Source organism: Halomonas sp. BM-2019 (assembly GCF_017584085.1).
Genome location: NZ_CP071922.1, coordinates 3,716,628 through 3,722,334, shown reverse-complemented (window position 1 = coordinate 3,722,334; position 5,707 = coordinate 3,716,628). Strand labels below are relative to the sequence as shown.

Sequence of the window (5,707 nt, the reverse complement as noted above, 5' to 3'; positions counted from 1 at the left end):
AGACGAAACTCAGGAAGGGCAGGGCGCCGATCACCCCCGCCATGGCGGGGGTGATCGTCAGCTCGTCGCGCATCGCCGGCAGGAAGAGCCCGAACACGAAGCGCGCCAGGCCGTAGGTGATGGCGATGACCCCGCTGCCCAGCGCCGCCATGCCGAGAGGGGAGAGCGGCCTCATGGGGTGACACCTCGCGCCGTGGCGATCAGGGTCTCGGCCAGGGCCCGGGTGTCGGCCAGGGCAGTCTCGGGGCCCAGCAGGGCCACCGCGGTATTGCTGCCCTCCAGCGCCAGGAAGAGGCGCCGCGCCAGGCCGGCCTGGTGGTCCAGGCCATCGCGGGCCACGGCGGCCTCCAGGCGGGCCAGCAGGTCGGCCTTGGCGCCCGCCGCCATGGCATGGATCTCGGCGCTGTGCTCGGCGAACTCGCCCATCGCCTTGGCCATGATGCAGCCGTGCCGGCTGTAGCGTTCCAGCCAGTCGCCGTGTGCATCGACCAGCGCCAGCGTCGCCTGGCCCGGCGCGGCCGCGGCCATGGCCGCCTCCAGGCTGGCGAGGAAGCGCTCATGGCGGGCCTGCAGCACGGCCGCCACCAGCGCCTCCTTGGAGGCGAAGTGGTTGTAGAGCGTCATGCGCACCACCCCGGCGGCGGCCACGATGCGGTCGATGCCGGTGGCGTGGAACCCCTGCTCATAGAAGAGCCGTTCGGCCGTGGCGAGCAGCTGGTCGCGCTTGGAGGCGGGCATCGGGGGTGCTCCTATATAGACCGATCTATCTAAATATGCGCCCATTTAAGGACAGGCGACCCGGCGGTGTCAAGCGATGCCGTCGTGTAGGATCGACCTGGCCTTGCCGCAGCCGACAGAAGCACAGGAGAGAATGCCCATGACCCAGGAAACCGAACTGGCCCCGCGCCTGCGGGCGCTGCTCGAGGGCCTGCCCGCTGCATCGCTGCCCATCACCTACCAGCAGGCCGCCGAGGCGCTGGGCCTCGCCCCGCCGCGCACCATCCAGCGCGTGGCCCTGGCCCTGGAAGCGCTGATGCGCGAAGACGCCGCCGCCGGGCACCCGCTGATCGCTACCCTGGTGGTCAGTCGCCGCGGCGACCAGCCCCGGCAGGGCTTCTTCGACCTGGCGGTCGAGCTCGGCCGCTTTCCCCCCGATCCAGACCGGCATGAGGCCGCCTACCGAGAGGAGTTCGCCCGCGCCCTGGCGTGGCGCCGCTGAGCCGGCAGGCCAGAAGAGCGCGAGGCATTGCCCGACAGGAAGGCAGAGGCCGCTCCGTGCTCGCCTGCTAGGCTGAAGGGAGGTTGCCACGTCGCCGCTGTGCGCACGGCACGGCAGGGCATGGCGTGGGAGACGGCGGCCGAGGAGGTGGAGCATGTCATCCCGAGCAGGTTATTTCCGAGGCGGCTGGCTGGGCGTTGCCCTGGGGCTCTGCCTGGTGGCCCCCCTGGCCGCCGCCGATGTGCCGGAGGCCTCCGGCGAGTGGCGCCGGATGGCACCGCTGCCCGAGGCGCGCACCGAGGTCAGCGTGGCCACCGACGGCGAGCGCATCTTCCTCGCCGGCGGCTTCCTGCAGGCGGGGGAGGATAGCGCCACGGCGCCGCGCACGCTCTTCGTCTATGACCCCGCCGACGACCGCTGGGAGTCTCTCACCGAGTTGCCGCGGGGCGTCAATCACGCCGGCTTCGAGTACCACGACGGCCGGCTCTACCTGATCGCTGGCTACGACGAGGCCAGCTTCACCCCCATCGACGCCTTCCATATCTACGACCTCGACGCAGATGAGTGGCGCCAGGGCCCGTCGCTGCCCACCCCGCGGGGCGCCCTGGCCACCGCCGTGCTCGACGGGCGCATCCACGCCATCGGCGGCACCACCCACGGCCGGGAGGATGTGGGCGCCCACGAGGCCTACGACCCGCAGCGCGACGAGTGGACCGAACGCGCGGCCCTGCCCACCCCGCGCAACCACCACCGCGCCGCCGCCATCGACGGTCGCATCGTGGTGCTCGCCGGTCGCGACGACACCACCTTCCGCCTGACCACCAACGAGATCTATCTCCCGGCGGAGGATCGTTGGGAGGAGGGCGCCCCGGTGCCCACCGGGCGCAGCGGGGTCGCCGTGGCGGTGCTCGACGGCTGGGTCTACCTGTTCGGCGGCGAGACCTTCACCCCCGAGCGGCGCACCTTCGACGAGGCGGAGCGCTACCACCCGGCGGAGGATCGCTGGGAGCGCCTGCCCGCCATGCCCACGGCCCGCCATGGCCTGGACGCGGCGGCGGTGGCGGGGGCCATCTACGTCATCGCCGGGGGGCCGGAGGCCGGCTTCGCCTTCTCCGACGTCAACGAGCGACTGGTCCCCGAGGAGTGAACGCTCCTGGCCTGACGTCGTTACCCATGGAGACCCAGTACGAAGATCGTCGAGATTCGCGAAAAGACTGAGCCCATCAGTTCGTCCATCCGCAATGCCTATATCGATTTCAGTCGCTCACTCCTGGGTTAATAGTTGGTCTGAGCGCAGCGATTCCGACAGGGCGCCATCGGCCTCGCCGATAACTTGATGCGGGTCCGGGGCGCCGTCGGCCACCTTGCGGCGCTGCCGCAGCAGGTCCAGCAGGCCACCGCCGAGCAGGGCGACGAGGATCAGTCCGCCGCCGACGAAGGCTAGCGGCGGCGGCACTTCGCTAACCCACCACCACACCAGCAGGGTTCCCACCAGGGTCTCCAGCAGCATCACCAGGCTGACCTCGGCGCCGGTCAGGTAGCGAGGTCCGGTCTGGATCAGCTGGTAGGCCGCCGGCAGGAAGACCAGCCCCAACAGCAACAGGCGCAGCAGATCCGCCAGGGGAGGTAGCTGCATGCCGCCCAGGGCCAGGGCCGGCAGCAGCATCATCAGGCAGCCCAGGGGCAGGATCACGGTGGTATCCACGCCGCGTTGAGCGCTGGCCACGGTCATGTTGACGGCGATCGACAGTGGAATCACCAGGGCCACCACCAGTCCCAGCGGAGAGCCCTGGCCTAGTTCACCGCCAGCCATCAGACCTGCTCCCAGCATGCAGAGCAGGATCACTACCCAGGTTTGTGCTCTCAAGCGCTGACCAAACAACAGCAGCCCCATCAGTCCTGCCACCAGGGGCGCCAGGTTCTGGATCACCAGCACGTTGCCTGCGGCGGTCAGGCGTACTGCCGCCACGAACCCCCAGGCGCTTGCGGCAAAGGCCAGCGGGCACCACAGAGCCGCAGGGCCGCAGGCGCTCACTGCTGCGGGCAGCCCGCGGCCATAGCGGGCCAGGGCCAGCGCGCCGAGTGCCAACCCCAACAGTAGCGCTCGCCAGAACATGAAGACCTCCACAGGGACCTCAGTGTCCTTGACGAAGAGGGCGTCCGGCGAGAGCAACAGTACCCCGGCGCCGGTGATCAGGTAGCCGCGGGCGCGCCTCGGGAGTCCTTGCCGCATGAGGTATCTCCTTTTCCAGCGGTGTCGCTAGTCTCGGCGCTGGCCAAATTAAGTGAAGGTCGGAAAACGCCCCCGGCCTGCGTGGTCACGACACGCCCAAAAGTGGCCTGATGAGAGAGCGAACGTACGGAAGGCATGCCAGGTGGCTCAGCCGCTCTGGCGTACCACCAGTTCCACCGGGACGGAGACGTGGCGCGGCGGCTTGCCGGCCAGCGCCTCGCCGAGCAGGGTGACGCTGGTGGCGGCGATGGCGGCGATGTCCTGGCGCACCGTGGTCAGGCCGCTGGCCAGGACCGGCAGGTCGTCGAAGCCGGTGACCGCCACCTCTTCGGGCACGGCGATGCCATGGTCCTCCAGGGCGGCCAGGCAACCCAGCGCCAGTTCGTCGGTGGCACAGACCAGGGCGTCGAAGGGCAGCGTCGTCCCGCCGGCCTCGGCTAGCCGTCGCCTGAGGGCGCGGTAGCTGGTCAGGGAGGCCGCGACGGCCTCGTGGGGCAGACTCATGAGCTGCTCGGTCAGGCCGGCCTCGGCCAGGGCCAGGCGGTAGCCCTGGAGACGCGGGTGCGGGGTCGGCTGCGCCAGCTCGCCCCCCAGGAAGGCGATATGCCGCCGGCCCTGGGCGATCAGGTGGCGGGTCACCAGATAGAGGCCATGACGATCGTCCGGTGCCACCGAGAAGCCCTCGCCGGCCTCGCCGATCCGCACAGCGGTCACCCCCTGCTCGATCAGCCAGGCCGCGCGGGTATCGTCGGGAAATCCGCCCAGCAGGATGGCGGCACCGGCCTGCTCGGGCAGCGTCGCCGTCTGGTCGTGGGCGAAGAAGATCGGCACCATGCCCTGCTCGTGGAGGGCCAGGGTCAGGTGCTGGTAGAGCAGGATGTAATAGGGGCGCAGCTCGATCTCCTGGCGCCCGAGCGAGATGCCCACCACCGCCGCCTTGCCGCTGATCAGCTGGCGGGCGGCGGCACTGGGCCGGTACTCGATCTCGCGGCTGATCGCCAGGATCCGGTCACGCAGCGCCTCGCTCAGCCCCGGCTTGCCGTTGAGCGCACGGCTGACCGAGGCGATGGACACCCCGGCCCGCCGTGCGATTTCACGGATGGTCGCCGACTTCGACGGCTCTCTGCTCATCTCTGCCTCGCGGTTCGAGCGGCCGCCGTCCCTACCCGGGGCCGCCGCGGTTGACGGCCGACGATTGTGCCCAAAAATCGCGGGCGGCGCGAGGCAGGGGGCCGCCTCACCAGCCGCGGCGGCCCATCCGGGTCAGTTCCGCCTCCAGTTGCTGCAGGGCCTGCTCGGCGGCAAGGTCCCCGGAGAGCACCTCGTGCACGCGATTGAAGAAGGCGTTGGACACCCGCGGGTAGTGCTCGCCGGTGACGCTGGCCGGGCGCGGTACGCCGCCCACCAGGGTGTCGTAGAGCTCGCCGATGAAGGGCTGCGCCGCGAGCACCTCCCCGTCCTGGTAGAGCGCTTCCCGGGTGGGGTTCCTGCCGAACTGGAGGGCATGGGACTTCTGCTGGGCCTCGGCGGTCAGGTAGGCCACCAGGTCGACGGCAGCCTCGGGGTGGGCCGAGTAGCGCGATACCGCCCAGCTCCAGCCACCCAGGGTCGCCACCGACTCGCCCTCGGGGCCGCGGGGCAGGGGCGCCACGCCGAAGTGCCCCTGGATGGGGGTGCCCTCTGCCTGGCCCAGGGCCCAGACGTAGGGCCAGTTGCGCATGAAGACCGCGTTGCCCGACTGGAAGACCCCGCGGGCCTCTTCTTCCATGTAGTTGCGCACGCCCCGCGGCGCGATGTCGCCGACCCAGGTGGCAGCCAGGGTCAGCGCCTCGGCGGCCAGGGGGTTGTTGACGGTGACATTGCCCTCGTCGTCGACGATGGTGCCGCCGCCGTAGCTGGCGATCCACTCCAGGGCGTTGGTGGTCAGGCCTTCGTAGGCGCGGCCCTGGAAGACGAAGCCGTGCATGCGCTCGTTGCCCGCTTCGCGCTCGGCGTTCTGGATCTCGCGGGCGATCTCGGTCAGCGCCGCCCAGGTCTGGGGAACGTCGTGGCCGTACTGCTCGAGCAGGTCCGTGCGGTAGTAGAGCAGGCCGGCGTCGGTGAACCAGGGCAGAGCCAGCAGGCGGTCGTCCACGGTGTTGTTGTCGATCATCGCCGGGAAGAAGCCCTCGGCGGCGTCCTCGGGCAGGTACTCGGCGAGATCCACCAGATGGGGGGCGAGCAGGCCGGGCCAGACGGTGTCGATCATCAGCACG

At 70.4% G+C, this 5,707-nt stretch carries 6 protein-coding genes; 2 read left to right on the top strand and 4 right to left on the bottom strand.

The features are described from left to right. Window positions 1–171 precede the first annotated feature (171 nt). Window positions 172–738, bottom strand: coding sequence for a helix-turn-helix domain-containing protein (locus tag J5F18_RS18430; RefSeq protein WP_346299978.1), 567 nt, complete (start codon window positions 736–738; stop codon window positions 172–174). Window positions 739–877: 139 nt separating this feature from the next. Between J5F18_RS18430 and J5F18_RS18425 the strand changes: the two genes are divergently transcribed. Both J5F18_RS18425 and J5F18_RS18420 read left to right on the top strand, forming a co-directional pair. After that, window positions 878–1,219, top strand: a complete 342-nt coding sequence (locus J5F18_RS18425; RefSeq protein WP_346299977.1) for a hypothetical protein — start codon at window positions 878–880, stop codon at window positions 1,217–1,219. A 154-nt stretch (window positions 1,220–1,373) separates the two neighbouring features. Continuing rightward, complete coding sequence (locus J5F18_RS18420) at window positions 1,374–2,366, top strand: kelch repeat-containing protein (RefSeq protein WP_346299976.1); 993 nt, start codon at window positions 1,374–1,376, stop codon at window positions 2,364–2,366. A 117-nt stretch (window positions 2,367–2,483) separates the two neighbouring features. Here J5F18_RS18420 and J5F18_RS18415 read toward each other — a convergent pair whose 3' ends face one another. The 3 genes from J5F18_RS18415 to J5F18_RS18405 form a co-directional block, all read right to left on the bottom strand. After that, window positions 2,484–3,452, bottom strand: a complete 969-nt coding sequence (locus tag J5F18_RS18415; RefSeq protein ID WP_346299975.1) for a DMT family transporter — start codon at window positions 3,450–3,452, stop codon at window positions 2,484–2,486. A 147-nt stretch (window positions 3,453–3,599) separates the two neighbouring features. Continuing rightward, a complete protein-coding gene (locus J5F18_RS18410) occupies window positions 3,600–4,583 on the bottom strand; it encodes a LacI family DNA-binding transcriptional regulator (RefSeq protein ID WP_346299974.1) in 984 nt (327 codons plus the stop codon). A gap of 106 nt (window positions 4,584–4,689) precedes the next feature. Beyond that, on the bottom strand, window positions 4,690–5,707 hold a 1,018-nt coding region (locus J5F18_RS18405), incomplete at its 5' end, for an ABC transporter substrate-binding protein (RefSeq protein WP_346299973.1).

What these genes read in the sequence shown, in the direction of transcription:
- J5F18_RS18430 (WP_346299978.1), bottom strand. Translation starts at nt 738, where the DNA reads ATGCCCGCCTCCAAGCGCGACCAGCTGCTCGCCACGGCCGAACGGCTC.
- J5F18_RS18425 (WP_346299977.1), top strand. Translation starts at nt 878, where the DNA reads ATGACCCAGGAAACCGAACTGGCCCCGCGCCTGCGGGCGCTGCTCGAG.
- J5F18_RS18420 (WP_346299976.1), top strand. Translation starts at nt 1,374, where the DNA reads ATGTCATCCCGAGCAGGTTATTTCCGAGGCGGCTGGCTGGGCGTTGCC.
- J5F18_RS18415 (WP_346299975.1), bottom strand. Translation starts at nt 3,452, where the DNA reads ATGCGGCAAGGACTCCCGAGGCGCGCCCGCGGCTACCTGATCACCGGC.
- J5F18_RS18410 (WP_346299974.1), bottom strand. Translation starts at nt 4,583, where the DNA reads ATGAGCAGAGAGCCGTCGAAGTCGGCGACCATCCGTGAAATCGCACGG.